The organism is Paenibacillus sp. J22P277, assembly GCF_059383675.1.
On sequence record NZ_JBXENS010000005.1, the window covers coordinates 408,525 to 434,362 of the forward strand.

The 25,838-nt window shown below is 59.7% G+C and carries 25 protein-coding genes; 19 read left to right on the forward strand and 6 right to left on the reverse strand.

Annotation, left to right across the window (positions count from 1 at the left end; genetic code table 11):
• The first annotated feature begins 120 nt into the window (after positions 1–120).
• The 5 genes from AC50YL_RS18915 to AC50YL_RS18935 all read left to right on the forward strand — a co-directional run bounded on the left by AC50YL_RS18915 (position 121) and on the right by AC50YL_RS18935 (position 6,233).
• Positions 121–1,509: an ABC transporter substrate-binding protein gene (locus AC50YL_RS18915; RefSeq protein WP_494833865.1), complete on the forward strand. Its 1,389-nt coding sequence runs from the start codon at positions 121–123 to the stop codon at positions 1,507–1,509.
• 94 nt (positions 1,510–1,603) lie between these two features.
• Complete coding sequence (locus AC50YL_RS18920; RefSeq protein WP_494833866.1) at positions 1,604–2,470, forward strand: carbohydrate ABC transporter permease; 867 nt, start codon at positions 1,604–1,606, stop codon at positions 2,468–2,470.
• Positions 2,467–3,372 (forward strand): carbohydrate ABC transporter permease, encoded by a 906-nt coding sequence (locus tag AC50YL_RS18925; RefSeq protein WP_494833867.1) that lies wholly within the window; start codon positions 2,467–2,469, stop codon positions 3,370–3,372. Before AC50YL_RS18920 ends, AC50YL_RS18925 begins: the two co-directional genes overlap by 4 nt.
• Before the next feature lie 225 nt (positions 3,373–3,597).
• The gene (locus AC50YL_RS18930) at positions 3,598–5,688 is read left to right on the forward strand and encodes a GMC family oxidoreductase (protein WP_494833868.1); all 2,091 of its coding nucleotides are present in this window, start codon (positions 3,598–3,600) and stop codon (positions 5,686–5,688) included.
• A complete protein-coding gene (locus tag AC50YL_RS18935) occupies positions 5,685–6,233 on the forward strand; it encodes a GNAT family N-acetyltransferase (protein WP_494833869.1) in 549 nt (182 codons plus the stop codon). Before AC50YL_RS18930 ends, AC50YL_RS18935 begins: the two co-directional genes overlap by 4 nt.
• Before the next feature lie 105 nt (positions 6,234–6,338).
• Here the strand turns inward: AC50YL_RS18935 and AC50YL_RS18940 are convergent, their stop codons facing one another.
• Positions 6,339–7,313, reverse strand: coding sequence for a GntR family transcriptional regulator (locus tag AC50YL_RS18940; protein ID WP_494833870.1), 975 nt, complete (start codon positions 7,311–7,313; stop codon positions 6,339–6,341).
• A gap of 197 nt (positions 7,314–7,510) precedes the next feature.
• Here AC50YL_RS18940 and AC50YL_RS18945 point away from each other — a divergent pair, with 197 nt between their 5' ends.
• The 4 genes from AC50YL_RS18945 to AC50YL_RS18960 all read left to right on the forward strand — a co-directional run bounded on the left by AC50YL_RS18945 (position 7,511) and on the right by AC50YL_RS18960 (position 10,444).
• Positions 7,511–7,999, forward strand: a complete 489-nt coding sequence (locus AC50YL_RS18945) for an HPP family protein (RefSeq protein ID WP_494834447.1) — start codon at positions 7,511–7,513, stop codon at positions 7,997–7,999.
• 16 nt (positions 8,000–8,015) lie between these two features.
• Positions 8,016–8,921: a pyridoxamine 5'-phosphate oxidase family protein gene (locus AC50YL_RS18950; RefSeq protein ID WP_494833871.1), complete on the forward strand. Its 906-nt coding sequence runs from the start codon at positions 8,016–8,018 to the stop codon at positions 8,919–8,921.
• 110 nt (positions 8,922–9,031) lie between these two features.
• Positions 9,032–9,397 carry a DsrE family protein gene (locus tag AC50YL_RS18955; RefSeq protein ID WP_494833872.1) on the forward strand — a complete coding sequence of 122 codons (366 nt, stop codon included), beginning with the start codon at positions 9,032–9,034 and terminating at the stop codon, positions 9,395–9,397.
• A gap of 117 nt (positions 9,398–9,514) precedes the next feature.
• Entirely contained in the window at positions 9,515–10,444 is a 930-nt protein-coding gene (locus AC50YL_RS18960) for a hypothetical protein (RefSeq protein WP_494833873.1), read from the forward strand.
• 173 nt (positions 10,445–10,617) lie between these two features.
• Here AC50YL_RS18960 and AC50YL_RS18965 read toward each other — a convergent pair whose 3' ends face one another.
• Positions 10,618–12,774 (reverse strand): S-layer homology domain-containing protein, encoded by a 2,157-nt coding sequence (locus AC50YL_RS18965; RefSeq protein ID WP_494833874.1) that lies wholly within the window; start codon positions 12,772–12,774, stop codon positions 10,618–10,620.
• Between the two features lie 302 nt (positions 12,775–13,076).
• Here AC50YL_RS18965 and AC50YL_RS18970 point away from each other — a divergent pair, with 302 nt between their 5' ends.
• From AC50YL_RS18970 to AC50YL_RS19005, 8 genes are all read left to right on the forward strand, one after another.
• The gene (locus AC50YL_RS18970) at positions 13,077–15,083 is read left to right on the forward strand and encodes a copper amine oxidase N-terminal domain-containing protein (RefSeq protein WP_494833875.1); all 2,007 of its coding nucleotides are present in this window, start codon (positions 13,077–13,079) and stop codon (positions 15,081–15,083) included.
• A gap of 301 nt (positions 15,084–15,384) precedes the next feature.
• Complete coding sequence (locus tag AC50YL_RS18975) at positions 15,385–16,050, forward strand: MBL fold metallo-hydrolase (RefSeq protein WP_494833876.1); 666 nt, start codon at positions 15,385–15,387, stop codon at positions 16,048–16,050.
• Between the two features lie 23 nt (positions 16,051–16,073).
• Positions 16,074–17,156, forward strand: a complete 1,083-nt coding sequence (locus tag AC50YL_RS18980; protein WP_494833878.1) for an amidohydrolase family protein — start codon at positions 16,074–16,076, stop codon at positions 17,154–17,156.
• Between the two features lie 18 nt (positions 17,157–17,174).
• Complete coding sequence (locus AC50YL_RS18985) at positions 17,175–17,573, forward strand: Rieske (2Fe-2S) protein (RefSeq protein ID WP_494833880.1); 399 nt, start codon at positions 17,175–17,177, stop codon at positions 17,571–17,573.
• Positions 17,574–17,587: 14 nt separating this feature from the next.
• A complete protein-coding gene (locus AC50YL_RS18990) occupies positions 17,588–18,472 on the forward strand; it encodes an aldo/keto reductase (RefSeq protein ID WP_494833882.1) in 885 nt (294 codons plus the stop codon).
• 185 nt (positions 18,473–18,657) lie between these two features.
• Positions 18,658–19,197, forward strand: a complete 540-nt coding sequence (locus AC50YL_RS18995) for a thiol-disulfide oxidoreductase DCC family protein (protein ID WP_494833884.1) — start codon at positions 18,658–18,660, stop codon at positions 19,195–19,197.
• Positions 19,194–19,634: a hypothetical protein gene (locus AC50YL_RS19000; protein ID WP_494833886.1), complete on the forward strand. Its 441-nt coding sequence runs from the start codon at positions 19,194–19,196 to the stop codon at positions 19,632–19,634. Before AC50YL_RS18995 ends, AC50YL_RS19000 begins: the two co-directional genes overlap by 4 nt.
• Positions 19,631–20,605, forward strand: a complete 975-nt coding sequence (locus tag AC50YL_RS19005; protein WP_494833888.1) for an MBOAT family protein — start codon at positions 19,631–19,633, stop codon at positions 20,603–20,605. The genes AC50YL_RS19000 and AC50YL_RS19005 overlap by 4 nt, the downstream gene beginning before the upstream one ends.
• Here AC50YL_RS19005 and AC50YL_RS19010 read toward each other — a convergent pair.
• On the reverse strand, positions 20,598–21,797 hold the full coding sequence (locus AC50YL_RS19010; RefSeq protein WP_494833890.1) for an MFS transporter: 1,200 nt from the start codon (positions 21,795–21,797) through the stop codon (positions 20,598–20,600). The two genes, AC50YL_RS19005 and AC50YL_RS19010, sit on opposite strands and share 8 nt — an antisense overlap.
• A 149-nt stretch (positions 21,798–21,946) precedes the next feature.
• The gene (locus tag AC50YL_RS19015) at positions 21,947–22,708 is read right to left on the reverse strand and encodes an SDR family oxidoreductase (RefSeq protein WP_494833892.1); all 762 of its coding nucleotides are present in this window, start codon (positions 22,706–22,708) and stop codon (positions 21,947–21,949) included.
• A 208-nt stretch (positions 22,709–22,916) separates the two neighbouring features.
• Between AC50YL_RS19015 and AC50YL_RS19020 the strand changes: the two genes are divergently transcribed.
• Together AC50YL_RS19020 and AC50YL_RS19025 are read left to right on the forward strand one after the other, a co-directional pair.
• Entirely contained in the window at positions 22,917–23,852 is a 936-nt protein-coding gene (locus AC50YL_RS19020; RefSeq protein ID WP_494833894.1) for a helix-turn-helix transcriptional regulator, read from the forward strand.
• 123 nt (positions 23,853–23,975) lie between these two features.
• Positions 23,976–24,305, forward strand: a complete 330-nt coding sequence (locus tag AC50YL_RS19025) for an antibiotic biosynthesis monooxygenase family protein (RefSeq protein ID WP_494833896.1) — start codon at positions 23,976–23,978, stop codon at positions 24,303–24,305.
• Positions 24,306–24,410: 105 nt separating this feature from the next.
• Here AC50YL_RS19025 and AC50YL_RS19030 read toward each other — a convergent pair whose 3' ends face one another.
• On the reverse strand, positions 24,411–25,400 hold the full coding sequence (locus tag AC50YL_RS19030; protein WP_494833898.1) for an oxidoreductase: 990 nt from the start codon (positions 25,398–25,400) through the stop codon (positions 24,411–24,413).
• Positions 25,401–25,643: 243 nt separating this feature from the next.
• Positions 25,644–25,826, reverse strand: coding sequence for a twin-arginine translocase TatA/TatE family subunit (gene tatA, locus AC50YL_RS19035; protein WP_494833900.1), 183 nt, complete (start codon positions 25,824–25,826; stop codon positions 25,644–25,646).
• Positions 25,827–25,838 lie beyond the last annotated feature (12 nt).

The following is a 25,838-nucleotide window of genomic DNA, read 5'->3' on the forward strand; positions in this document are numbered from 1 at the left end:
GTAGCCGTTCTTCGGCGGCACGGCGCGCTTCATTCCGGCGGGATCCAAGCCGGCGACCGCGGCGCAACGCGCGCTTGCCGGGATTTCGGGGAACGGACCGACTAAGGAGGGTGTTCAGGAATGAGAAGAACAAAACGCCATACGCTTGCCGCGGTCACGAGCATACTGCTGGTCATCGCCCTGCTTTCGGGCTGCGGCGGGAGCGGCGGCAATAACGCCGGCGCGAACGAGCCGGCAACGACGGACAACGCGGGTTCGGGCGGCACGAACGACCGGGCGGGCGCGGACGACGCGAACAAGCCTGCCGAGAAGCAGACGCTGACGCTGATGGTCGGCAATACGGGCACGACGCTGGAAGCGCTCAAGAACGTCGCCGCCGAGGCCGAGAAGAAACTGAACATCGCCATCGAATTCGATATCAAGCCGGACGGCACGGAAGGCGACAACCTCGTCAAGACGCGCCTCGCGACCGGCGACATGGACGACCTGCTCGTATACAACACGGGTTCCCTGCTGCAGGCGCTCAATCCGGCCGACAATTTCCTCGACCTGGCGAACGAACCGTTCATGACGGACGTGATGGACGCATTTAAGACCGTCGTGACCATCGACGGCAAGGTGTTCGGCGCGCCGGTCGGTTCTTCCTCGGCCGGGGCGATCCTGTACAACAAGAAGGTCTACGCGGAGCTCGGCCTGAAGGTGCCGACGACGTGGACCGAATTCATGGACAACAACGCGAAGATCAAAGCGGCGGGCAAGACCGCGGTCATCGCGTCCTACAAGGAAACGTGGACCTCGCAGCTGTTCGTGCTCGGCGACTACTACAACGTCGCGACGCAGGTGCCGAGCTTCGCGGCGGACTATACGGCGAACAAGGCGAAGTATGCGACGACGCCGGAGGCGCTGCGCGGCTTCGAGAAGACGGCCGAGGTATTCAAAGCGGGCTACATGAACAAGGATTTCCTCGCGACGACCTACGACGTGGCGCTCAAGATGCTCGCCGACGGAACCGGCGTCCATTATCCGATGCTGACGGGCGGCCTCGATACGATCATGCAGAACAGCCCGGACAAGATCGGCGACATCGGGGTGTTCCCGATACCGAGCGACAAGGCGGAGGTCAACGGCCTGACGGTCTGGATGCCGAGCGGCATGTATATCAACAAGAACAGCAAGAAGATCGAGGCTGCCAAGCAATGGGTCGCCTACTTCGTCTCCAAGGAAGGGCAGACGGCGTTCTCGTCCAAGGTGAAGGCGGCGGGTCCTTACGTCATCAAGGGCATCGATCTGCCCGCGGATTCGTACGAAGGCGTTAAGGAAATGCAGCCGTACTTCGACGCGGGCAAGACGGCGCCGGCGCTCGAATTCGTCTCGCCCGTCAAGGGGCCGAACCTGGAGAATATCACGGTCGCGGTCGGCAGCGGGATCAGCGACGCCTTGAAGGGCGCGAAGGATTACGACAAGGACATCGAGAAGCAAGCGCAGCAGCTGGATCTCCCGGGCTGGTAAACGTTCGAAGCCGCACGGGCGACGGCTTGATTCCGGGATCGGGCCCTGCGGCGTTCATGCAGGGCCTCTTTCCCTACGAAAGAGGAGAGGACCTATGACCAAAGCGTCCATGCGGACGTATTCCTATCTGTTCCTTCTGCCGGCGGGCATTATCTATTTCGTCTTCTACCTGCTGCCGACCGTCTTGTCTTTCTTCTTCAGCATGACGAGATGGACGTTGACCAAATGGGATTTTATCGGCTTCCAGAACTACGCGACCTTCTTCTCGGAGACGTCGCTCAGCATCGGCTTCAAGAACACGGTGATCTACGCCGTCGTGACCTGCGGCCTGAAGGTCGTCTTCGGTCTCCTGCTCGGCGCGTTCCTGACCTCGCGCGTCATGTTCAGGAATTATTTGCGGTCGGTCGTCTTCTTTCCGACGCTTCTCAGCACGATCGCGGTCGGCATCGCCTTCTCCACCATGATGCATCCCTCGCACGGCGTATTCAACGCGGCGCTTTCTTTCATCGGCGTGAGCGGGCCGGACTGGCTCGGCAATACGAAGCTTGCCTTGTTGTCCGTCGCGTTCGTCGACGTCTGGAAGGGCGTGGGCATCGCCACGGTTATCTTCATCGCCGGCATCACGGCCATTCCGCAGGAATATTACGAAGCGCTCAAGATTGACGGCGGCAGCAACTGGTCCGCCTTTCGCCACATCACGGTGCCGCTCAGCCGGCCGGCCATGAATTCGGTCATCATATTGGCGTTCATCGGCGGTCTCCGTTCGTTCGACCTGATATGGGCCATGACCAAGGGGGGACCGGGCTTTACCACCGACCTGATCGCCTCGATCATATACAAGCAGTACCAGGCCGGTTTCTACGGTCTTGCGACCGCCGGCAACGTGATCCTCTTCGTCTGCGTGTCGGTGCTGGCGTTCCCGCTGTATAAGTTTCTGACGAAAAGCGAGGTGGACCTATGAGCAAGGGGATAAGCAGTCCGATAAGCGGGCGTTTGGGCCGCGGCGCGGACGCCGCGGGGAGCCGGTCGACGGGCAAGGGCGGCCGGCGCCTCGCGCTGGGCGTGGTCGCGCTTTTCTTCAGCACCCTGATCTTCTGGGTCCCGTTCTACTTCGTCATCATCAATTCGCTCAAGAGCCAGACGCAGTCGGCGGATCTGTCCATGGCGTGGCCGACGAGCTTTCATCTCGTCGCGAATTACAAAGCGGTGCTGACCGCATCCGAGCATATGCTCGTGCGCGCTTTCCTGAACAGCGCTTTGCTGACGGTACTCTCGATCGGCATCCTCGTCCTCGTCGCCGCGATGGCGGGCTTCGTCCTGCAGCGCAGGGAAGGAGGGCGGGCCTCGTCCTTCATCAATTTCCTGGTGCTGGCCGGACTGATGATTCCGCCGGCGATCGTGCCGACGATCTGGGTGCTGGACGGCATCCATCTGTTCAAGACGCTCGCCGGCATCACCCTTGTCGAGGTGTCGCTGCATTTCCCGTTCGCCGCGATCCTGTACAAAGCGTTCGTTGCTTCGCTCCCGAGGGAAATCGACGAGAGCGCGATGATCGACGGCTGCGGCGGCGGTCGCTTGTTTTTCGGCATTATCTTTCCGCTGCTCAAGCCGGTGACGTCGACGATCATCGTCCTTACCTCCATTAACGTGTTCAACGACTTCGTCAATCCGCTCTACTTCTTCCCCGGCGCGGCCAACGCGACCGTGCAGCTCACGCTGTACAACTTCATGAGCCGGTTCACGACCTCTTGGAACCTGCTGTTCGCCGACATCGTCCTCATCTCGATTCCGATGCTGATCCTGTTCATCTTCTTCAACAAGAAGATCGTGGCGGGCATGACGGCAGGCGCGGTGAAGGGCTGAGCGAATCCGATGCCTGCCGGGACGGATTACTATTTTCCCATCGTAAACGGATGATCCGCATGCTATTATGGAAGCGTTAAGCATAGGATGGCCAAATCGAGAGGGACAGCTGTGGACCCGTATAGGAGTGAAGTTCATGAGGATGGGCGTTTACGAGGCACCGGGCGGTGTCGGACGATGATGACAGGCGGTAGAAAGCCATTTTCCGCCGAGGTTGAGCTGATTTTGAAAGCGGTTGCGGACCGCATGGTGCCGGGGGACGCGTGGCCGTCGGCGACCGATGCAGGCGCATTGACCTACATGGAGCGACGCGCCGGCGAGGATCCCGCGCATTGGACGACCGTCATCGAGCCTGGGCTGCTCGCGTTGAATGCGGAGGCAGCGGCCCGCCATGGCCGGTCATTCGCCGAATTGCCGGCCGGCGAGCAGGACGTTCTGCTGGACGACGTCCAGCACGAGCGCGTCCGCGACTGGCCGGTTCCGCAGAGGCCGTTTTTTGACGCGTTATTGAGCCTCGTCGTCGATGGTTATTACGGAACTCCCGAAGCAGGCGGAAATATCGGCGGCCGATCATGGGACATGATCGGTTTCCGTCCGGGACCGCTGCCCGGAATCCCGTATCCGGCCCCGGAAACCGATCTGCCGCAGCGGTCGTTCGACGAGCTGCGGGACCGGTACGACGCCGTCGTGATCGGAGCGGGGGCGGGTGGTTCGACCGCCGCGGCCGTGCTCGCCGAATCGGGCCTGCAGGTGCTGGTCGTCGAGCGCGGAAGTTGGCTGCGCTACGGCGAGGTCGGCAGCGATCACCTGCGGAACCATCGTTTGAGCAAATACGGGCACAACACCGGCCCTTCCCTGGAAGGCAATCCGCGGACGATGCTCATGCCGGACGGGGAAGAGCGGATTACGGCACCGCACGAAGGCGACTATCATAATAACGCGATGACGGCGGGCGGCGGAACGAGGGTGTACGGCGCGCAGGCATGGCGGTTTCATCCGGAGGACTTTCGCATGGCGACGCGCTACGGCATTCCGGACGGCAGCTCCTTAAGCGACTGGCCGATCGGTTATACGGATCTCGCGCCTTATTACGAGCGCGCCGAGTGGGAAGTCGGCGTCTCGGGCGACGGGGATGCGCATCCCGGACGCGGCCGGCGGGAGCGGCCTTACCCGATGCCGGCGTTGTCGGGAACGAGGGAAACGGAGGTACTCGGCAAGGCGGCGGCGAAGCTGGGCTGGACGGCCGGACCGGTGCCGCTGCTCATCAATTCCGTCGAACGCGACGGAAGGCCGGCCTGCGGGCGATGCGGCCAGTGCGTCGGGTTCGCCTGTCCGACCAACAGCAAGAACGGCGGCCATAACACGATGCTGGCGAGAGCGCTCGCCACCGGCAATTGCGACTTGATCTGCGATACCATCGTGGAACGCATCGATACGGAAGGGGGCACGCATGCCGCCGGCGTTCGCCTCGCGCGGGAAACCGAAGGCGCGATCCTTCGCCGGCAGGTCCGGGCGGGACAGGTGGTCGTCGCGGCCGGCGCCATCGAAAGCGCGCGCCTGCTGCTCAACTCGGCCAGCGACGCGGAACCGGACGGGATCGGCAACCGGTTCGGTCAAGTCGGCAGGAATCTGCAAGGCCATCTCTATGCCGGCGCCTACGGCGTGTTCGACGAACCGGTTCAGGACGGACTCGGGCCGGGCGTGAGCATCGCCACTTTCCGCTTCGACCACAGCGGCGAAGCCGGCGTGATCGGGGGCGGCTTGCTGGCGAACGATTTCACCCGGCTGCCGCTCGTTCATTGGTACCGCGCGCTTGCGCCGGATGCGGCCCGCTGGGGAAGCGCGGGCAAGGAAACGATGCGCGACAGCTTCTTGCGGACGAGCCAGATTCAAGGCCCGATTCAGGAAATCCCGACTGCCGGGTCGAGAGTTCGGCTCTCGGCCGTGAAGGACCGCTTCGGTCTTCCCGTCGTTCAGCTCTCCGGGAGCGTCCATCCGGAGTCGCTCCGGGCTTCGGCGATGCTCGCGGAGCAAGCGGAGAAGTGGCTGTGGACCGCCGGCGCGCGACAGGTATGGCGCACGCGAGCAGGCACGGGGCTAAGCGGCGGCCAGCATCAGGCGGGAACGCTGCGCATGGGCAACGACCCGGCGACGTCCGTCACCGATCCCATGGGCCGCGTGCACGGATACGACAATCTCTGGGTGAGCGACGGCTCCGTGCACGTGACCAACGGCGGCGTGAATCCGGTGCTGACCATTCTCGCCCTCGCATTCCGTACAGCGGATAACATCGTGAAAACAGGGGTGATCGCATGATCTACGTCGAGACGGCGAGATTGCGCTTGCGCGATTGGCAAGATTCCGACTTGGAGCCGTTCAGCCGACTGAATGCGGACGAAGACGTGATGGCGTATTTTCCCAAGACGCTGTCGGCCGAAGAAACGGCGGCGTTCCATCGCGCGATTCAAGCTGAGTTCGATGCGTGCGGTTACGGGTTATACGCCGTGGAAACGAAGGAAAACAATGCCTTTATCGGTTTTATAGGGTTCCATCGGGCGACGTTCGAGGCTGATTTTACGCCGTGCGTGGAGATCGGATGGCGGTTGTCCAAGAGCGCGTGGGGAAAAGGCTATGCCACCGAAGGCGCGGAAGCTTGTTTGCGTTACGGATTTAACGAATTGGGTTTCGCCGACGTATATAGCTTTACGGCCGAGGCGAATGCTCCTTCCAAGAATGTCATGCGCAAAATCGGCATGCGCTTCGTCAAGCGCTTCAATCACCCGAAAGTCGAGGCGGAGAGTCCGTTAAGCGAACACGTCTTATATCATGCCCGGCAAGTTGACGCGAACGATAGACGTTAAACAAAGAAAACCGCCCTTTTAACGGGCGGTTTTCTTTTTGCCATTCGCGCTTATTGGCTCGTCCGCCCCAGTCCGGGTCAGCTTCGTCCCATCCCGGTCGGGCGTTCATCGCGTCTGCAAGGCGATGTCCTGCAATAAACTTGCGCTGCTCATCTCCAGCTTCATGGGGAACAGCTCCGTTTTGTCGGGGAGCATTTTCTTCAGTTCCGGGAATACGGCGGCCGAGGCATATATTTTGTCGAAGGTATCGACCGCGCCGCTCAGATAGTCGCGTTCGTCCATTCCCAACGTTTCCACCCGGAGGGCGGTGATCCCCGCTTCGCGAATGCGGTTCGCCATCCATTCGCCGCCGGTTTTCCCCAGGCACACGAAAGCAACATGGCTGCCCTGCTTCAGCGATGCAATCTCAAGCAACAGCGACGCGTCGACGGTCGCCCCGATCACGACGACCTTCTTGTCGAAGCGGGAACAGAGCGCCTTGGCCTCGTCGGCATGATTCAAAGTCGTGACGATGATATCGGAACGCAGGATCGCCTCTCTCGCGGCATCCTCGTTGCCGGCAGCGTCATCGAGAAAGAACGTTTCAATCCCGCCGTGGGTGGCTTGTTCGATCTGCTGGCGATAGAAAGGATGATCATGGCCGTTGCATTCCATCAACAAAATGCGCGGCTTGCCGGCAGGGTGGGGCGGCTGAAGCAGCGTATAGGCAAGCCCCGCCAGGAAAAAGGATTTCAAATCGAATCCCGCGGCCTCGGCTTCGCGCACGGTGCTGTCGATCAGCTGCTGCATCGGTTTCCGTTCTTCCGCGAGCAGCTTGGTCTGGTTCCCGCCGGTAATCTGCGTGCCGCGGCCCTTCTGCATGATCACGAGCCCTTCGTCGCGCAATTGGCTGTATACCCAGTTGATCGTGTTGCGATTGAGCTCGAGCTCGTCAGCCAATTGACTGGTGGAAGGGAGCAGGTCGCCGGCTTCCATCTGACCGATGCCGATGAGCCATTTCAATTGTTCTTTTATCTGCGTATTCACGTTGAACGTCAAATGGGGATCGACTTGCAGGAGAAATTTTTTCTCTTCGATCATAGACACCTCATTTCATGGTTGACTAGTTCTATTATAACGCTGTTTGCCGCATATTCCAACTTGGCGAACAAATAATAAGAAAATAAAAGTTGACATTCTGAACAATAAATTATATAACTAGGTAACTAGTTCATTAATTTTATGGTGGTGGATGCGTGGATAACAAGGACGATACGCAAACGAAGTACTGGCTGAAGATGAGCGGGCGAGGAAGGAGTCCTTTGAAGGTCGTCCCAAGGAATGCGCTGATCGGCGCGATCGGCGGATTTACCGTTATCGGTCTGTTGGCACTGCTTTGCGACCTGACGCCGTGCATCTGGATGATGGCTCCGTTCGGCGCGACATGCGTGCTCGCATTCGGCGTGTGGGACGCGCCGTTGTCCCAGCCGCGCAATATCGTCGGCGGTCATCTCATCTCGACGCTCGTGGGGTTGACCTGTTGCCATCTGTTCGGTCAAAGCAATTGGGTATTGGCGGTAGCCGTCGGTCTGGCAATCGGTCTCATGATGCTGACCAAGACCACGCATCCGCCTGCCGGGGCCGATCCGTTGGTCGTGATTCTAAGCGGCAGCGGCTGGAGCTTCCTGGTCGCGCCGGTATTGATCGGGTCCGTGCTGATCGTCTTGGTTGCCGTGATTCTTAACAATCTGGACAAGAACCGCAGGTATCCGACATTCTGGTTCTGATGGGGAGGAAAACAAGATGCAGGATGTCTATCATGAAGGCGAATTGATGGTTCAGAACCGTTCCGGGGAAGGCGCGATCGCCGCTCAGCACGCGAAGATGATCAGCAGCCGCTTCTCGAACGGAATCATGAATTTTCTCAAAACGCAGCAGTTCGCGGTACTATCGTCCACGGACGGCAAAGGGAACGTATGGACGACGTTTCTGACCGGGGAGCCGGGTTTCGTCGAGGTGCTCGATGAACAACGGGCATTGATCCGGGCGGAATTGATCGCGGGTGACCCGCTTGCTTCCATGTCGAGCGAACGGAAGCAAATCGGGCTGCTCATCATCGATACGAAGCGGCGGATCAGACTGCGAATCAACGGAACGGCCGCGATGGAACAGGAAGAATTCATCGTGACCGCGCATCAGATTTACGGCAACTGTCCCAAATATATTCAGAAGCGAACGCTTCGTCCGGAGCAGGACGTCCGCAGGCTGCTGAAGTCCGAACGGCGCGGCAAGGAATTGAATCCGCTGCAGACGGAATGGGTCGCGCAGGCAGACACTTTCTATATCGGCAGCGTGAATGAGCGGGGAGAAATGGATGCCTCGCACCGGGGAGGAAATCCGGGGTTTGTTCGGGTCGAGGATGCGCATACGCTGCTGTTTCCCGATTATTTCGGCAATTCGATGTTCAACACCTTGGGAAACATTCAATCGAATCCTTTGTCGGGCCTGTTATTCATCGACTATGATCATGGACATTCGCTTCATCTGACCGGCACGGCCGAAATCATCTGGGACGAGGCGGCGATCGCGGCTTTTCCCGGCGCGGGCCGGGTCGTGCGATTCGAGATCAAGGGCGTTGTCCAGTTGGACAATGCGACTGAAATGCGGTGGGAGGATACGGAGATGTCGCCATTTAATCCGCAGGGTTGAAGGGGACGCTTTAAGGGAGGTGATGCTTACGGCCGATAGCGCGGGTTGGCGGCAAGGGTTAGGTTCAAAAGCTCGATCATCATGAAATTATTCAATGGGAGGAAATACGCATGAGCACGAATAAATATTTGATCATCATTCAAGCGAATCAGCAGGATATGGGGAAAGCCATGCACGGATTGCTTTACGGCCAAGAGCTGCACGAAGCGGGCATGGAAGTGGAAATCTATTTCGACGGCGAAGGCACGAAGTGGCCGAACGAATTCGTGAAAGCAGACCACATACTTAATCCGTTGTACAAACAAGTCATGAAGACCGGCATCTTGAAAGGCGGCTGTTCGGCATGCGCCCAAGCCTTCGACGTCGTCGAAGACGTGCAGGAAGCGGGAGTCGCGCTGGTCGGGAACGAGGCGGGCAGCGGGCATCTGGCGTTTGCGCAATTCATCAAGGACGGATTCACGCCGATCATTCTGTAAAACGGTCGCAAGCCGAGCCGCTCCTTTGGAGGTTGGCGCCATTCATCCGGGAGAGCGGCGCTTATCGCGGCAGTTGGCTTGGACCGCATCGGACGATCGCTAAGAAGGAGCTTTTATATGAATATGGCTGGTTCGAATAGGGGCAAGCTAATCTCGTATCTTGCCGCCTTTGCATTGATAATCGCGATGATCGCCACTTCGGCGTTACTATATAACTACGAAATTATTTTGCCGGAAATCGCGGCGATGGCCGTCGCCATGTGGGTGTATAAAGAGGCGGGATGGATCAGGCAACCCTCGAAGATTTTCCTTCTCCCGTCCGCCACGGCCGTGATCGGCTTCATGGTCAATCAATCAAGCGCGGCCTACTTAGAAAAAATAATGCTCGCCTTGGTGCTGGTCATGATCTTCCTGCGAATCACGCAATCGAATTTCGCGCCTGCCATCGCTACCGGGCTGCTGCCGGTGGTGGTGAACGCGGACGAATGGTCGTTTATTCTTGCGGTGGCGATCTTGACCTTCTTGTTGATGCTCGGGGTGCTCTTGCTGGAGTTGAATCAAGGACTCGCGAAAAAAACGAACATAAAGTACACCTACATGCTCGTGTTCTTAGTGCTCGTATTCGCGTGGATCGGCGTATGCCGGATCGCCGGCTACCCGCATATGGCCGTTATTCCGCCCATACTCGTCGTCGTGTACGAGTCGCTGCAGAAGCCGATGTATAACGGAAAAATGGCCGTCAAGCAGGGACTGCTGTTAACCATGTCCGCGACGGTCGGAACGATGCTATACTTTGCTATCGATTCGATGGTAGCGGCAGCGCTGCTGGATCTGGTCGCGATGTTTCTGCTGCTGAGCGCCGCGGGCATGCGGCTTCCGGCCGCGTATGCGTTCCCGCTGCTTCCGTTCGTCTTTCCTCCGGATAGCGTGGCTATGCTGCCGTTCAGTTCGCTTATCGCCTCCGTATTCCTGTTCGGATCGGTATGGGTGTATAAGAAGCTTGAGATGAAGCCGAGAGGACGCCGAACAGAGGCGCGATTGGAGTAAATCATCATCAGGTATCAGGTACAAGGAGACAACCTCGAATTCATCCATTGAATTCGAGGTTGTCTTTATTAGCGTTGGCGCCCAGTTCCTCGGAAACGTCGTGGCGGCGACGCGAAAAAGGAGAGGACGATTGTCGTCCTCTCCCGGCATGCGTTATAGGGATACGAATTCGATTATGCTTTTACGAGCTCGTGAACGCGGTTGACCATGGCCTTCGCATCCTCGCGGGTCAGTCCGTTCTTGGGATTGAAGTTGCCGTTCGCGTCCAACGCGACGATCTTCAAGGCGATCGCCGTCTGAATGGCGCCTTGGTGCACGGCATCGATCTTGTCGCCGTCCTTGATATCCGCCGGAACGAGGTTCAGCATCGGCAGTTGGCCGCTCGTTTGAAGCGTATGGATCAGCAGGTACGTGAACGATTCGCGGGTCACGCTGGCGTTCGGATCGATCTTGATTTGCAGGTTCGCTTTCGGGCCGGCGGCATCCTTGATCAACTGCACGGCTTCTACCGCCGTGATCGTCTCGTTATGCGGCGCGGACGGCGCTTGGTGAGCCTTCAGGTATTGCGTGGCTTGGTTCGCGATCGCGGTCGCATCGGCAAGGGTGATGCCGGATTTCGGATTGAAGTTGCCGGCTTGATCCAATTTCACGAAGCCGAGGGCAATCGCCGTTTGGATCGCGCCTTGGTGGTCGACAGCGATGTTATTGCCGTCTTTGATATCCGCCGGAACCAAGTTCAGCCGCGGCAGTTGGCCGCTCGTTTGAAGCGTATTGACGAGCAGGTACGTGAACGACTCGCGGGTCACGACGGCGTTCGGATCGATCTTGATTTGCAGGTTCGCTTTCGGACCGACGACTTGCTTGATCAGCTGCACGGCTTGTTCGCCCGTGATCGTCTCGTTATGCGGCGCGGACGGCGCTTGGTGAGCCTTCAGGTATTGCGTGGCTTGGTTCGCGATCGCGGTCGCATCGGCAAGCGAGATGCCGGATTTCGGATTGAAGTTGCCGGCTTGATCCAATTTCACGAAGCCGAGGGCAATCGCCGTTTGGATCGCGCCTTGGTGGTCGACGGCGATGTTATTGCCGTCTTTGATATCCGCCGGAACCAAGTTCAGCCGCGGCAGTTGGCCGCTCGTTTGAAGCGTATTGACGAGCAGGTACGTGAACGACTCGCGGGTCACGCTGGCGTTCGGATCGATCTTGATTTGCAGGTTCGCTTTCGGGCCGACGACTTGCTTGATCAGCTGCACGGCTTGTTCGCCCGTGATCGTCTCGTTATGCGGCGCGGACGGCGCTTGGTGAGCCTTCAGGTATTGCATGGCTTGGTTCGCGATCGCGGTCGCATCGGCAACGGTGAGACCGGCTTTCGGATTGAAGTTGCCGGATTGATCCAATTTCACGAAGCCGAGGGCAAGCGCCGTTTGGATCGCGCCTTGGTGGTCGACGGCGATGTTATTGCCGTCTTTGATATCCGCCGGAACCAGGTTCAGCCTTGGCAGCTGGCCGCTTGTCTGAAGCGTATTGACGAGCAGGTACGTGAACGACTCGCGGGTCACGACGGCGTTCGGATCGATCTTGATTTGCAGGTTCGCTTTCGGACCGACGACCTGCTTGATCAGCTTCACGGCTTGTTCGCCCGTGATCGTCTCGTTATGCGGCGCGGACGGGGCTGTCGGCGCATGGTGAGCCTTCAAGTAGGCCAGCGCGTTGCTGATCTCGACGGCCGCTTCGGCCCGGGAAACTTCGCGCTTGGGATTGAACTTCCCGTGGTTGTCCAGGTGCACGACGCCGTAGCTCAAAGCGCGCTGGATCGTACCGGAGTAGCTGGAGGCAATGCGGTCCTGGTCTTTGATCTTCACGACGACCGGCTTCACCGCAGGCAGTTGGCCATTGGCTTCGATTGCATGAATGAGTTGGTACGTGAATGCTTCGCGAGTCAGCTTCTTGCCTGGCAGCAGATTCTTGGGCAGGTCCATGCCGTTGACTTGCGCCACGATGAATGCGTTCGAGTACCATGCGTTATTGCTGACGTTCGTAAAGTAGTCGGAAGCTTTCGGCGGATGTGCGAAGCGCACCAGATCCAGATTCAGTCCCAGCGCATTGATGATCAGCGTAACGCCTTCGGCTTGCGTGATCGTTCTATACGGTGCAAACAGGTAAGGGCTGATGCCGTTGATCAGGCCGCTATGCTGCAGGGCAATGATTTTGTCTTTGCCCGGAACGTTGGCGATATCTTTGAACGATGCTGCGGAAGCCATCGATTGGCCTGCGAAGCTGAGCGCGATTACGGCGGCGGCGGAGAGTGCAATCATTTTGAACGGTTTCTTCATTTTCTGTCACCTCGTGGAGTAGTGTGTTTGTTCATTTCGACATCATTGACGGGTCGTCCGCGAAAAAGGTTCCACTATTTAACGAGATGTCATGAATTGGCAGAAACGAAAGGCGGTCGGCTTCCATTCGCATAAGCGGAAAATCGTGCAAATCAAGCTTCGCGCCCGAAAAATAATTTTCCAATATTTCGCAACTATTACAAGGAGTGTATCGTCTTACTTACCATTGTAGCCAGTGAAGTGCTGCCGACAGACGCGTTCCCCGCGTTGGGGGCAAATAGAGAGAGCAGAGGAGACGTAGCATGAAATTGTCAAAATGGTTGTTGGTCGTATCGTTGTTATTGATGTCTATCGGGTCCGTCGCAGCTGATCCAGCTTCGACTTCGGCCGAAGGCCTTGCGCCGCTCGAGCCGGCGGCGGCCACGGATAGGCTCGACTTGACCATGGGGAGCGCCAAGATGATCCATAACGGCGTAACTTATCAATCCGCGCAGCCCGTCGCCGCCAAAGAGGGCAGAACTTATATTCCATTCAGCTCCATCGCGGCCCGATACGGCTACAAGATCTCGTACGACGCCGTGAAGAAAGAATCCATCGCGGCAAACGACAAGCATCGGCTCGTCTTCAAGATCGGCAGCGGTTTCGCTACCCGCGACGGCGTCCAGACCAAGCTTGCGGGCGCGGCGTATATCTCGAACGGCTACCTCATGGTACCGCTTCGTTCCTGGGGGGAGATGGCGGACAGCACGATCGCGGTCGTGGGCAAACAGATCACGCTGAAATGGTCGACGGCGGTCATCCCGCCGAAGCCGACGGCGGATTTCGAAGTGCAGCCTGCCGAGATCTATGCGGGGCAAACGATGGTCACCTACGTGGACCATGCGACTAACGCGACGGGCTTGCCGTTCATGGACGAACGCTGGACCGGCCGGATGGACGTGTTTCCCGATGCCGGCATCTATATCGTCACGAGAGAAGTGGAAGACAGCAACGGCGTCTGGAGCGATCCGTACTCCGTCACCGTAACGGTCAAACCGCCAAACCTGCCGCCGGTCGCGGATTTCGCCACGGATAAGCCGCAGTACCGGATCGGCGAGACCGTGACGTACACGGATCTGAGCACCGACGACGAGAACGCCATCGTCCGCAGCGCGTTCGCGGGCAACGACAAGGCGTTCTTCGAGCCAGGGGACAAAGCCGTCACGCTGACCGTCGAAGACAAAAACGGCCTGATATCCACGGTGACGAAGACGGTCACGGTCACGAGCGAAGTGCTGTACACGAAGGACGAATACGACCGGCTGTTCACGGCGACGGGGGATATCTACGCGGTCGACGGTCAAGCGGTGCTGAACTTCCCTTCGTACAAATATACGATCGTGTCGGAACCGTCCCAAATGATTCGCAGCAACAGCCCGGAGACGCTCGTTCAAGAAGGCATCGAGTACCACGCCCAGATGACCGGGAAAGTCAGGTTCATGTTCCACAACGTCAATAAGATCGGGTACCCCGTCACGATTCATCTGCTGGCGACCAACATGGGGAATTCCTCGGTCAACTACAACAAGAGCGCCGCGGGCATGGGCGGTCCGACGGCATCGCCCGAGCTGGCAGGCAAGCTGTCCACGTCTCGCTATCTGACCTCGCTGGCCAGCAATCCCGCGCCGCAATGGTCGACGATCCGTCCCGGCGAGACGATCGAAATTCTGCCCGAGATCGCCAAGACGCCGATCAAGCCGGGCGAATCGCTCAGCTCCTACGTGGATGCGTATTCCGATAAAGAGCTGCTGTACAACATCGTCGTCACCGCCGCGGGCAAGGATCCGAAGGCAGAGCTTCTGAACCTGCCGGTGATGCCGCGGGACGGCGTCCATGTCAGAGGCACGTTCTACAACGCCGACCGCTCCATCGCTATCGAAGACGAGCTCGGCGCAACCCCGCAGCGCGTCATGTTCGGCGAAAAAGGGGGAATCGATACGATCCTGGACGGCATCGACGAGACGACGGGGCAGCTGGAGTACAATCGCGGCAATTACGGGGTGCTCTACCGCCTGCACCTGGCGCATGTCGCGCCGCGCACCATGATCTCGCTGAATGCGCGAGGCGGGTTGTACACGGGCGCGTTCCTCGTCAATAATCAGCTCGTGACGGTCGCGAACAACCAGGCGCTGCGAAGCAGCGACCAGGCGGCCGTCATGTACCGCACCGGCCTGCTCGAGGAGGACGTCGACATCGTGTTCACCATCGCATCGGGCAGCAACCTGCCGATCGCGATGACTTTCACGCCGCTGCCGCCGCTTCGCCAATAACCGAATCGCCGCGGGATACTTTCCCGGCGCAGCCTTGTCCCGCTCCTGAAGCGGGCCAAGGCTGTTTCGTTTATTGGCCAGCTTTCGGGTTAGGTTACCTGGAAGTAAGTAACTGAATTCCATTTCAGTTCTTATTGTTAGGCGCGATTTCTTTTATAATGGATATCATATCCGCCGGGAAAGCCGCGACATCCATGAGGCGCTTGATCGCAATCGCCTAGCGGCGCGCAATCGCTAAAGCGCTTTCTCGGAGTAGACAAGCACGCCGCGCATGGAAATCGATCGCCAGGGAGCTGAAGCAATGGACCCGACAGACGGAAAGGGCAACGCCGGAACGATCCGATGGGACGTATTGACGATCGGGCACCTTAGCCGCAACAAGTTTTGGGGCGAATCGTCCGATACGGCATACCGGTCGCCCCGCTGCACCTGCACCTTGATCAGACTGAACGAAAGAACGATCATCGTCGACCCGAGCTGTCCGCCCGAAGAAATGGTCCGCGTCTTGGACCAGCGGACAGGCTTGAAGCCGGAGCGCATCACCGACGTGTTCCTCACGCATTTTCACGGCGATCACCGGTACGGCATCGAAGCGTTTCCGGAAGCAAGGCGGTTCATGCCCCGTCGCGAGATCGAACACTGCCGCGGGCAGCTGCCGCCGGACAGCCCCGAAAGCCTGCTGTTGGATCAATTGATTCCGGCGGATCAAAGCTTGACGCCCGAAATTCAAATCGTGCATACGCCCGGACATTCGGAGGGACACAGCTCGCTTGTGTTCGCGAGCGAGGGCCAGACCGTGGTCGTGGCCGGCGATGCGGCGATGACCCGGGATTTCTTCCGCGCGCGCGACTATTATTTCAATACGACCGATCCGGAAGCGGCCGTACGATCCATCGACCGCATCGCGGCAATCGCGGATATCGTGATTCCCGGGCACGACAATTATTTCATGAATCAGCGCTCATAAACGAATCGGAGGCGAACTGACGGATGGAACAGCAGACGGAAACGAAAGCCGAACAAAAGTCGACGCGAACGGGAATCATCGATTGCGACGTGCATCCTTACCCTCGCAACACGGAGGAGATCCGCTCGTACATGAAGCAGCCTTGGCGCGACCGTTATAACGGAGGCGGACGCGGCTTTTTCGGGAATCCCGTGCAAGGCGACCGGGTGGACGCCAGACCGCCGCAGGGAGGGCCGTCCGGCTCCGATCCGGACCTCCTGCGCAAGCAGCTCATCGACGAGTACGGCCATGCTTACGCGATCCTGATGCCGCGCGCTTTCTGCAACCTGCATCCCGATCCCGATTTCGGGACCGCCATCGCGGCCGCCTTTAACGACTGGCTCGCGGACACGTGGCTCAGCAAATACAACGCCGACGGCGTATTCAAAGGATCCATCACGGTGAACACGCAGGATCCGCAAGCCGCCGCGCGCGAGATCGAGCGGTGGGCGGGACATCCGCACTTCGTGCAGGTCATGACCGATTCCGGCGCCCGCGCCCCGTTCGGACAGCGGCAATACTATCCCATCTACGAGGCTTGCGAGAAATTCGGACTGCCCTTCGCCATTCACCCCGGTACCGACGGGATGGGTATCAACGTGCAGCCGTCGCCGGGATTTCCGACCCATTACATCGAATGGCATACCTGCCTGTCCCTCGGCTTCCAATCTCATCTGGTAAGCTTTATCACGGAGGGCGTCTTCGAGCGCTTTCCGGGCTTCAAGATCGCCTTGGTCGAGGGCGGCGTCTCTTGGCTGGCGCCGCTGATGTGGCGGCTCGACGCGGAGTATAAAGCGCTCCGGTCCGAGGTCCCCTGGTTGAAGCGCAAACCGAGCGAATATTTGCGCGATCACGTGCGGATCACTTCGCAACCGTTGGAGAGACCGGATAACGACAACCATCTGCTGCAAATCTTCGACATGATGGACGCCGAGCATATCCTGATGTTTTCCAGCGACTATCCGCATTGGGATTTCGATTCGCCGACCCGCGCTTTCCCCAAGCTGCCGGACTCGCTGCGCCGTCGGATCTTTTACGAGAACGCGCTCGAATTTTACAAGCTATAGCTCAAGGAGGCGCTTGGCATGGGAAAGCACGTGATTGGAGCAGTCGCCGATTTTCCGGCGGGAACGAGAAAAACGCTGGTCCTGGAAGGACGGCCGATCGGCGTATTCAACGTGAACGATACGTATTACGCGCTCAAGAACAGCTGCCCGCATCAAGGCGCGCCGCTGTGCGTCGGCACCGTAACCGGCATGACCTTGCCCTCGGCGCCGGGAGAATACGCCTACGGCCGGCAAGGCGAGATCCTGATCTGCCCGTGGCATGGCTGGGAGTTCGACCTTACCACCGGCAAGTCCATCTTCGACCCGCATAAATGCTTGGTCAAGACCTACGACGTGACGGTCGAAGCCCTGGAATCCCCGGGCGTGGACACGTATCCCGTCACGGTGGAAGCCGGTTCCATCGTCGTGCACGTATAGAGGGGGACTGGAGAATGAAATACGCGGTACTGGGGAAAACAGGACTGAACGCAAGCCGTCTCGCGGTCGGCGGGTACGTGTTCGCGGGGGTCAACAAAGCGAGGGGCTGGGACCCCTACAGCGCGGAGGGCAGGCAGACGGCGATCGGCACGATCCATGCCGCGCTCGATGCGGGCATCAATTACATCGACACGGCCCCGAGCTACGGAAACGGCCATAGCGAATCGATTATCGGCGACGTCATGCGCACCCGGCGGGACGAATGCTTTTTGGCCACGAAGGTGGCCGGGCACGGTCAAGACAAGGCTGCCGTCATCCGGAGCGTCGAAGAGAGTCTGAAGCGGCTGCGGAGCGATTATGTCGACGTCATTCAGTTTCATGGCGGCACCTATTCCGGCGCGGATACGCATCATATCCTGAACGAGGGACCCCTTGAGGCGCTGTTGAGCCTTCGGGAACAAGGAAAGGTGCGCTGGCTCGGTTTGACGACGGAGGATGCTTATTCGGCGCTGGATTTGGTGGATTCGGGTCAGTTCGGTCTCGTACAGGTCAACTACAGCCTGATTCATCAGTCCGCTTCGCTGCATTTGTTGGACCGCGCCGTCCGAAAGAACGTCGGGGTCGCCGTGATGCGGCCCATGACGTCCGGAATCTTGCAGCGGCTGCTCGAACGGCTGGAGCCGAGCTGGCTCGAAGCGGCGGATCCGTATGAAGTGTGCTTGAAATTCCTATTGTCCGATTCGAGAGTGGGCGTCATCAACGTCGGCATGCGCTGGCCGAGCGAAGTGCAGCGCAACGTCGCGCTGGTCGACCGGTACGAGCCGTCCTTCGACATCGCGGAGCTCCCGCGCTTGACCGCGAAGATCTATGAAACGGACGATGCGTCGAACGGGTTCTGAACCGGATCTCCTCAGAGCCCTGGCCGGCGGATTGCGATGATGCCGGAAGCCGAGTTGCTATAGGTTCGACTGAAGAGGTACTACTTCGCGTAGTACCTCCGTTCGGCATGCGGCTATAAAAGTTGGCACTGCGCAGCGGCGGCCGCCGGGACTACAATGACGGTAGAAGAAGGAGGGATGCCGTCATGAAACGAACGAAATCCGGCACGAAAGAACGCATCGTCATCCTGATCGACGGAGATTGCCCGCTGTGTCATCGTATAGCCCGGTTCGTCTGCAAGCGCGACGCGGCGGGGAGGTTCCGGTTTGCCGCTCTTCGCTCGGCGGCCGGGAAACGGCTGCTGGCGGAAGGAAGGCGCGACGAAGGAATTGGGACCGCAGCCGGACAAGCCGGGAGCGTCCCGATAGCCGGCCGCGCGGGGATTTCCGAGCCGGAGCGGGGAGGGACGAACGGGGAGTATGCCGACAGCTTCGTCATGATCGAGGAGGGGAAGCATTACGTCAAATCCATGGCCGCGCTTCGCGTGCTGCGAAAGCTCGACGGACCATGGCCGTTGATGTATGGGGCCGTCGTACTGCCTGCCGTCCTCCGGGACGGCGTCTACGATCTGATCGCGCGCTGGCGCTACCGGCTCGCCGGCCGCGGACCAAGCTTATGCACGCTGCATGCCGACGGGGAGATGCGCGGCAGGCTGATCGAAGACGGGGAGGGTGACGGACCATGACGGCATCGGCGCTCGGGGTAGAGGGATGGATCAAGATCGCCGGCGTGCTGCAGCTCGGCGTGGCCGTCGGCAGTCTCGCGGTTCCGCGGCTGCTGCGGTGGAAGGAGCAGCTAACTTGCCTTCGTCCGCTGCTCGGGCAGATCTTCTGGACGTATGCGGCGTACATATTCGGCACCAACCTGTTCTTTGCGGGACTGTCCCTCGCGCTGGCTTCAAGCTTGGCGGACGGTTCGCGGTTGTCGACGGCGATCTGCGGCTTCATCGCGTGCTACTGGGCCGGTCGGCTGGGCATCCAGTTTTTATATTTCGACAAGCAGGGCCTGCCGACCGGCGGGATCTATCGGTACGGGGAATGGCTGCTGGTTGCGAGCTTCGCTTTAATCGCCGTCGTATACGGCGGGGTCGCGTTTGCCGGCTTCGCGGGGCTGCTGCGATGATCGCCGTTATCTTATTGCTGCTGGCGTTGTTGCCCTTGGCGGGCTTTCTGGTTGCCGGGCTGCGCTCCCTCGGGCTCAAGCGCCTGCTGGCTTGGACGGCCGCGATACTCGCCGTAGCGTTCGCGGACATGGCCGCGGCCGGTTATCCCGCAGCCGTCCGCATGCTGGCTATCATCGGCGTGCTGCTGTATGGCATGAAATCGATCGTCTACGTCGAGTGGACGAGCCGCGGCGGCCGATATTTGTCTTCGCGGCGATGGATCGCCTTTCATCTCTGGTTCGGCATGAGACCGGAGTCGTTCGCCCGCAGGGCGGCAGCGCCTTACGGCGACTCGGTCAGCTATATCGGGAGCGGAGCCAGGCGGTTTGCCGCCGGACTCGTTCTGACCGTGCTGGCCGCGCAGCCGTGGATCCCGTTGGCGGGGGGACACGGAGCCGCGTGGAACCTTGGCCTGACGGGGGCGGTGCTGCCGCTGCTTGCGGGACTAAGCCTCATGCTGCACTTCGGCCTCTTTACGATCGTGGCGGGATTATGGCGCCTGGCCGGCTTCGACTGCCGGCGGCAGTTCCGCAATCCATTCTTATCCGGCAGCCTGGGCGAGTTTTGGAGCCGCCGGTGGAACCTGGCCTTCTCGGACATGACGGCGATCGGCGCGTACCGTCCGCTATCGCTGGTATGGGGCCGAACCGCCGCCCGCATAGCGGCCTTCGTTTTCTCGGGCATCCTGCACGAGCTGGCGATCAGCCTGCCCGTTCGGCAGGGCTTCGGCGGGCCGACGGCGTATTTCCTGCTGCATGGCGCGGCCGTCTCGTTCGAAGGCCTGCTGGAACGGAGCGGGAAGCCGCTGTCGGCCGTACCGGGATTGGGCCAGGCGTGGACGCTGATATGGCTGATCCTGCCGCTGCCGCTGCTGTTCCACCCCGCCTTCCTGCAGGAAATCATCCTGCCGCTGGTTGAACGGTTCAGATAACGGGGGGAGATTCGCTTGCGCCGGAGGTTGTGCTGCCGGATTGCAGCCTTGATCTGCCGAACACCGCGGCGGTCGTCACGGCGGCTGCGGCAATGGAGGCAGCGGCTATCCAGGTGACGGCATGCAGCGAGCTATGGTCGATGACGATGCCTCCGATTCCGGCACCCGCCGCCATCGCCAACTGCAGGACGGAGGTGTTAAGGCCGAGCATGGTGCCGGACGCTTCCGGAGCCAGCGTCATGAGGTAATACTGCTGGGTCGGGGCGGACGACCAAGAGAAGAACGACCAGAGCATCAGCAGCGGAAAGACGAGGAAGAAGGCCGTGCCCGCCGCTGCCGACAACAGGATCAGCATGGCCATGTTCAGCAGCATGCCTCCGGTTAGCGTGCGTGCGACGCCCCACCGATCGGTGGCGTAACCGCCTGCCTTGGAACCGATGAGACTGGCGATGCCGTAGGCGAAGAGAGCCGAGCTTACCCACCGCTCGCTCATCCCGGCGACTTCAAGCAGATAAGGAGACAAATAAGTGAAGGCGATGGCATAGCCCAATATCCAAAAAAAAGTGATGCCCAGGGCGATCGCGATGCGAGGGCGTCTAATCATCGTCAGCTGCCGGGCCAAGGAGACCGGCGCGTCGCCGTTCATCCGCGGAATCGACCGCGCCACGGCGGGCATCGCAAGTACGGCGAGCAGCCCGATTCCGCCGAAGATCAGCTTCCAGTCGTAGGAAGCGGCGATGATCCGGCCGAGGGGCACGCCTAGGATGAGCGAAGCGCTGATTCCCATGAGGACGGCCGCGATTGCGCTGCCCTGCTTGTTCGAAGGGGCCAATCTGGCGGCTACGGTAAGCGAAGTCACGACGAAAACGCCGGTGCCGAGCGCCATGATAACCCTGGCCAGCAGCAGAAAGCCATAGCCCGGCAGCAGGACAACAAGCGCATTGCCGACTACGATCAGACCCAGCGCGTACAGCAGCAGGTCCCGGCGATTGAGCCGTGACGTGACCGCCATCAGTATTGGGGTGCCGACGGCGTAGGCAAGCGAGAAGGCCGTTATGAGCTGGCCGGCTGCGGCGAGCGTTACGCCGATATCGGCGGCGACTTTATCTAAAATGCCCGCGATCATGTATTCGGATGTCCCGACCAGAAAGCTGACCGCGGCAAGCATGTATATTTTCCAGGTTGTTCCCATGGTTGATCTCCCTCGGTTCGTAGTAGGATTGCGCAATATGCGGAAAGAGAAGGCGACGGCTATCCGGCACGCGGCATTCGTGCGCGATCCCGACGACCGTCGCCTTCGATGATGGAGTTGCGTTAGCGGACTAACATGAGGTCAGCGGTTTACCAAGGCAATTCTTCGCCCAAATGAATGAACTTTCCCGTCGGTCCGTCCGCGGGCAAAGTGGCCAATCGGACGCTTGTCCGGCCGCCTTCGCGCACGTCCGTGTCGGCGTATTTGCCGCCAAGCTCCGTTTTCACCCAACCCGGGTGCGCGGAATTGACTTTGATCGGCGTCTCCCGGAGTTCATGGGCGAGGTGAATCGTAAAGGCGTTCATGGCCGCTTTCGAAGCGTCGTAGGCCAGCAGCTTCAGACCGTAGATCGGAGAAGCGGGATCCGCTTGGAGCGTAAGCGAACCGAGTATGCTGGATAGATTGACGATCCTGGCCGCCGGCGCATTGCGCAGCAGCGGGAGCAGGAGCTGCGTCAGCTCGACCTGGCTGAAGAAGTTGGCGTCGAACGATCGGCGCAGCACTTCCGGCGACACGCTCGTCGCATTATTCATCGGCGCCAGATGCTCGACCTCGAGTTGGACGCCGGCGTTATTGACGAGCATGTCGAGTTTTCCGTAACGTTGGTCAAAATAAGCATAGGCGTCAAGGCGGTCCTCCGAGCGCGTGATATCGAGCGCAAGCACGTCCGCTTGAATGCCTTCGGAACGAAGCGCGACGGCGGCAGCTTCCCCTTTTGCTCGATCTCGCGCGCCGATGACCACCGCAGCGCCAAGCTTGCCCAATTCGCGCGCCGTCTCCAGCCCGATGCCCCGGTTGCCTCCCGTAATGAAAGCTACCTTGCCTTCCAGTTTCGTTTCGTTTTGATTCATGTCGATCTCTCCTCTCGTCTTAGGTGCATGAACATCATACGGCGCGCATTCGGATGGCGGCAGTACCGCGTTTATGGTGCAATTGCCGATGCTGCAAGTGCTGAGCCTAGTACTGGGACTACCACCTTAACCGATCCGGATGATCGCGTCGCTCGCCGGCCGACTTGCTTTTTGCCGGGAAATAAGGAGAATAGGAAGACGACGATAAATGGACATCACGCAAGAGAAGGATACTAACCAGAGCATGACGCAAGGGGGAAGCGCGATGAGCGAAGATATTCGGCGCAGGGAATTAGCGGATTTTCTGAAAAACCGCCGTCAACGATTGACGCCGGAGGAAGTTGGACTGACCGCCATGGCCGGCGTCCGCCGCCGCGCCGCGGGGCTTCGCCGCGAGGAAGTGGCGGCACTGGCCGGGATCTCGCTGCATTGGTACACGGCGATGGAGCAGGGCAGGGATATCCGCGTGTCGGACAGCGTTCTTGAAAGCTTGGCCCGAACGCTTCGGCTTCAGCCGGACGAACGGGTCCATTTGTACTGGCTGGCGAATCGCAACGTACCGCTCGAGACGGGGAGCGAAGCGCACCGACCGATGACATCCGATCCGGAGCTGGAGCTCATCGTCAACCAATTCGGCCAGATGCCCGTATACGCGATCGACGGCAATTGGAACCTGCTTTCGTGGAATCGCGCCGCTGACGAGATGTTCGGCGGATTCAAGCTATCCTGCAAGGAAGACGGCACCAAGAACCTGATGTGGCTGTTGTTTACCGATATTGCGTTCAGGTCCAGGTTCGCGGATTGGGAGACGTCGGCCGCCAAGCTGGTCGCGGCGTTTCGCACGGCCTATGCCCGCCGCATGGAAGATCCCTGCGTGAGCGAGATCGTCGAGGAGCTGGGAAAGGCAAGCGCCGAATTCGTGGCGATGTGGGAGCGCCACGATGTGCGTTGCCTGCACGAGAATCAATTTCGGATGATTCATCCGGCATCCGGCGAGATCGATCTGCGATCCAATGCCTTCTATGCCGCCGAGCGGGAGGCGATCACGCTGGTCGTGTACGCGCCGGGCAGCGCTGCCGATAGCGAGAGACTGTCTTCCATGCTGAAGGCAAGCGGCCAAGAATCGCAGACGGCGCGCGGATGAGCAGCATAACGGCGATATCCGGCATGATCGCCATGTATACGGGAGCGGCATGAATCCAAAGATAAGCAGAGCAAATGACGCCTCTGCCTGCGTTTGCGAAACTACGAACAAGGAGTTCACGCTATGACCCTTATCGCAATGGACGCGCGCGTCCTGACGTTCATCAATGTCTTCACGGTCGATCCCGCGAATCAGGATCGTCTCGTCGGGCTGCTGACGAGCGCGACGGAAGTCTCCGTCCGTCATGCGCCGGGCTTTGTGTCCTGCAGTCTTCATCGAAGCTTGGACGGAACGAAAGTAACGATGTACGCGCAGTGGAGAAGCGAGGAAGATTACCAAGCGATGAGAAGCGACCCGAAGCCGCTGCCGTACCTGCAGGAGGCCCTGACGATCGCGACGTTCGAACCGGGCATGTACGAAGTCGTCCGTACCTTCGAACCGTCGCAAGCATAGCTGGACATGGAAGAAAAGTCCGCTGCGCATCGCCTGGAAAGGCGAACGCAGCGGACTTTTCTTCAAGCCCGGAATGGACTTGCGAATGCGAAATTGACTTCGGGTTTATTTTGAGTATCCCGCAATCGATACCTGCGTCATGCCCAGAAGGTCTTCGCTGAGGTTCCAAAGCGATTCGGCCGCCGCCGGATCGATGGCCCATGAACGTACGCCCGTGAGGAGCTTGCTGTCCGCGGGAACGATCGCGGCGATGTCGCAGTTCTCGCAGTACACGCCGCCTTTGCCCTCCAGCAGCGGGCTGACCGCGCACCATACGGACGTGGCCGCGCCTTGCTCGGGGGTTTTGAAGCCCGCAGGAGCGATGAATGCGCCGTTCTCGTCGCGGCGAACGCCCCAGGCGGCCAATTCCTCGTCGCTCAGGTGGCGCGTCAAGCCGGTGAGAATCGCGCCGGGGTTGACGGCGAACGCGCGAATGCCGTGTGCTTGGCCCCGTTTATCAAGCGCGACCGCGAAGAGCGAGCAGGCGGTCTTCGATGCGCCGTAGGAAAGGTCCTTGTCGTACGGTCTCCGGGAATAATTCACGTCGTCCATGTCGATCGGCCCCAGCATGTGGCCGATGGAAGAAAGCGTGATGACGCGGGCATGGCCGGACCGGATCAAGGCTTCCCACAGCCTTGCCGTCAGTTGAAAATGACCTAAATGATTCGTCGCGAACTGGGTATCGAAGCCGCGGGCGTCCCGGATCTCCGGCGGATTCGCGACCCCGGCGTTATTGATCAACAGATCCAGCGCCCGGTGGGACGCCAGGACTTCGACGGCGAACTGGTCAATGGACCGGGGATCGGCAAGGTCGAGTCGCAGAACTTCGACGCCGTTCAAGGCCGAGAGCGCGTCCTGCGCCTTCTTGACGTCGCGCGCGCCGACGATGACGGTGGCGCCCGCGTTGGCAAGAACGCGCGTCGTTTCCAATCCGATGCCGCCGTGACCGCCTGTCACGATCGCGATCTTTCCTTGAAGGTCGCGTCCCGCAAGCGCTTCTTGCGCCGTCGTTTGCGCGCCGAACCCCGAATGTAAAGGTTGTTGTGCCGTAGTCATGGATAAGTCTCCTTTATTTCATTTAGACGCAGCGCATTTTGTTTGCCCGCAAGAATAGGATGCCACCCGTTACAACCATTTACGCAGCGGGAAGAGTTCCCGAGGCAGATGCATGCGATTAATCAGACCGACGTTGCATATAGAACGAGCGCGCAGATCCGCTGCGCCTCTACGTTGCTGCAGACGAAAAAGCCGCGTGAGGATCACGCGGCTTTTCGGCGTAGCGGAAATCGGCGGCAGGCGCTATTTCTCGGCTTTTTCTTTCGTCGTATCGTCTTGCTCGACCAGTTCCTTGGTGCCGGTGCGAAATTCCCGAATGGTGGTTCCGATCGCTTTGCCGAGCTGCGGCAGCTTGGAAGGGCCGAATAACAGCAGCGCAAGCAGGGCAATCAATACAAATCCGGTAATACCGATATTCATAGGCATTAACATGACCTC

Coding starts and splice junctions, on each gene's coding strand:
- AC50YL_RS18950 (WP_494833871.1), top strand. CDS start 8,016: ATGCAGGATGTCTATCATGAAGGCGAATTGATGGTTCAGAACCGTTCC.
- AC50YL_RS18980 (WP_494833878.1), top strand. CDS start 16,074: ATGGAACAGCAGACGGAAACGAAAGCCGAACAAAAGTCGACGCGAACG.
- AC50YL_RS18985 (WP_494833880.1), top strand. CDS start 17,175: ATGGGAAAGCACGTGATTGGAGCAGTCGCCGATTTTCCGGCGGGAACG.
- AC50YL_RS19020 (WP_494833894.1), top strand. CDS start 22,917: ATGGACATCACGCAAGAGAAGGATACTAACCAGAGCATGACGCAAGGG.
- AC50YL_RS18935 (WP_494833869.1), top strand. CDS start 5,685: ATGATCTACGTCGAGACGGCGAGATTGCGCTTGCGCGATTGGCAAGAT.
- AC50YL_RS18945 (WP_494834447.1), top strand. CDS start 7,511: ATGAGCGGGCGAGGAAGGAGTCCTTTGAAGGTCGTCCCAAGGAATGCG.
- AC50YL_RS18915 (WP_494833865.1), top strand. CDS start 121: ATGAGAAGAACAAAACGCCATACGCTTGCCGCGGTCACGAGCATACTG.
- AC50YL_RS18965 (WP_494833874.1), bottom strand. CDS start 12,774: ATGAAGAAACCGTTCAAAATGATTGCACTCTCCGCCGCCGCCGTAATC.
- AC50YL_RS19015 (WP_494833892.1), bottom strand. CDS start 22,708: ATGAATCAAAACGAAACGAAACTGGAAGGCAAGGTAGCTTTCATTACG.
- AC50YL_RS18995 (WP_494833884.1), top strand. CDS start 18,658: ATGAAACGAACGAAATCCGGCACGAAAGAACGCATCGTCATCCTGATC.
- AC50YL_RS19005 (WP_494833888.1), top strand. CDS start 19,631: ATGATCGCCGTTATCTTATTGCTGCTGGCGTTGTTGCCCTTGGCGGGC.
- tatA (WP_494833900.1), bottom strand. CDS start 25,826: ATGCCTATGAATATCGGTATTACCGGATTTGTATTGATTGCCCTGCTT.
- AC50YL_RS19025 (WP_494833896.1), top strand. CDS start 23,976: ATGACCCTTATCGCAATGGACGCGCGCGTCCTGACGTTCATCAATGTC.
- AC50YL_RS18920 (WP_494833866.1), top strand. CDS start 1,604: ATGACCAAAGCGTCCATGCGGACGTATTCCTATCTGTTCCTTCTGCCG.
- AC50YL_RS19010 (WP_494833890.1), bottom strand. CDS start 21,797: ATGGGAACAACCTGGAAAATATACATGCTTGCCGCGGTCAGCTTTCTG.
- AC50YL_RS18955 (WP_494833872.1), top strand. CDS start 9,032: ATGAGCACGAATAAATATTTGATCATCATTCAAGCGAATCAGCAGGAT.
- AC50YL_RS18925 (WP_494833867.1), top strand. CDS start 2,467: ATGAGCAAGGGGATAAGCAGTCCGATAAGCGGGCGTTTGGGCCGCGGC.
- AC50YL_RS18940 (WP_494833870.1), bottom strand. CDS start 7,313: ATGATCGAAGAGAAAAAATTTCTCCTGCAAGTCGATCCCCATTTGACG.
- AC50YL_RS18990 (WP_494833882.1), top strand. CDS start 17,588: ATGAAATACGCGGTACTGGGGAAAACAGGACTGAACGCAAGCCGTCTC.
- AC50YL_RS19030 (WP_494833898.1), bottom strand. CDS start 25,400: ATGACTACGGCACAACAACCTTTACATTCGGGGTTCGGCGCGCAAACG.
- AC50YL_RS18960 (WP_494833873.1), top strand. CDS start 9,515: ATGAATATGGCTGGTTCGAATAGGGGCAAGCTAATCTCGTATCTTGCC.
- AC50YL_RS18970 (WP_494833875.1), top strand. CDS start 13,077: ATGAAATTGTCAAAATGGTTGTTGGTCGTATCGTTGTTATTGATGTCT.
- AC50YL_RS19000 (WP_494833886.1), top strand. CDS start 19,194: ATGACGGCATCGGCGCTCGGGGTAGAGGGATGGATCAAGATCGCCGGC.
- AC50YL_RS18975 (WP_494833876.1), top strand. CDS start 15,385: ATGGACCCGACAGACGGAAAGGGCAACGCCGGAACGATCCGATGGGAC.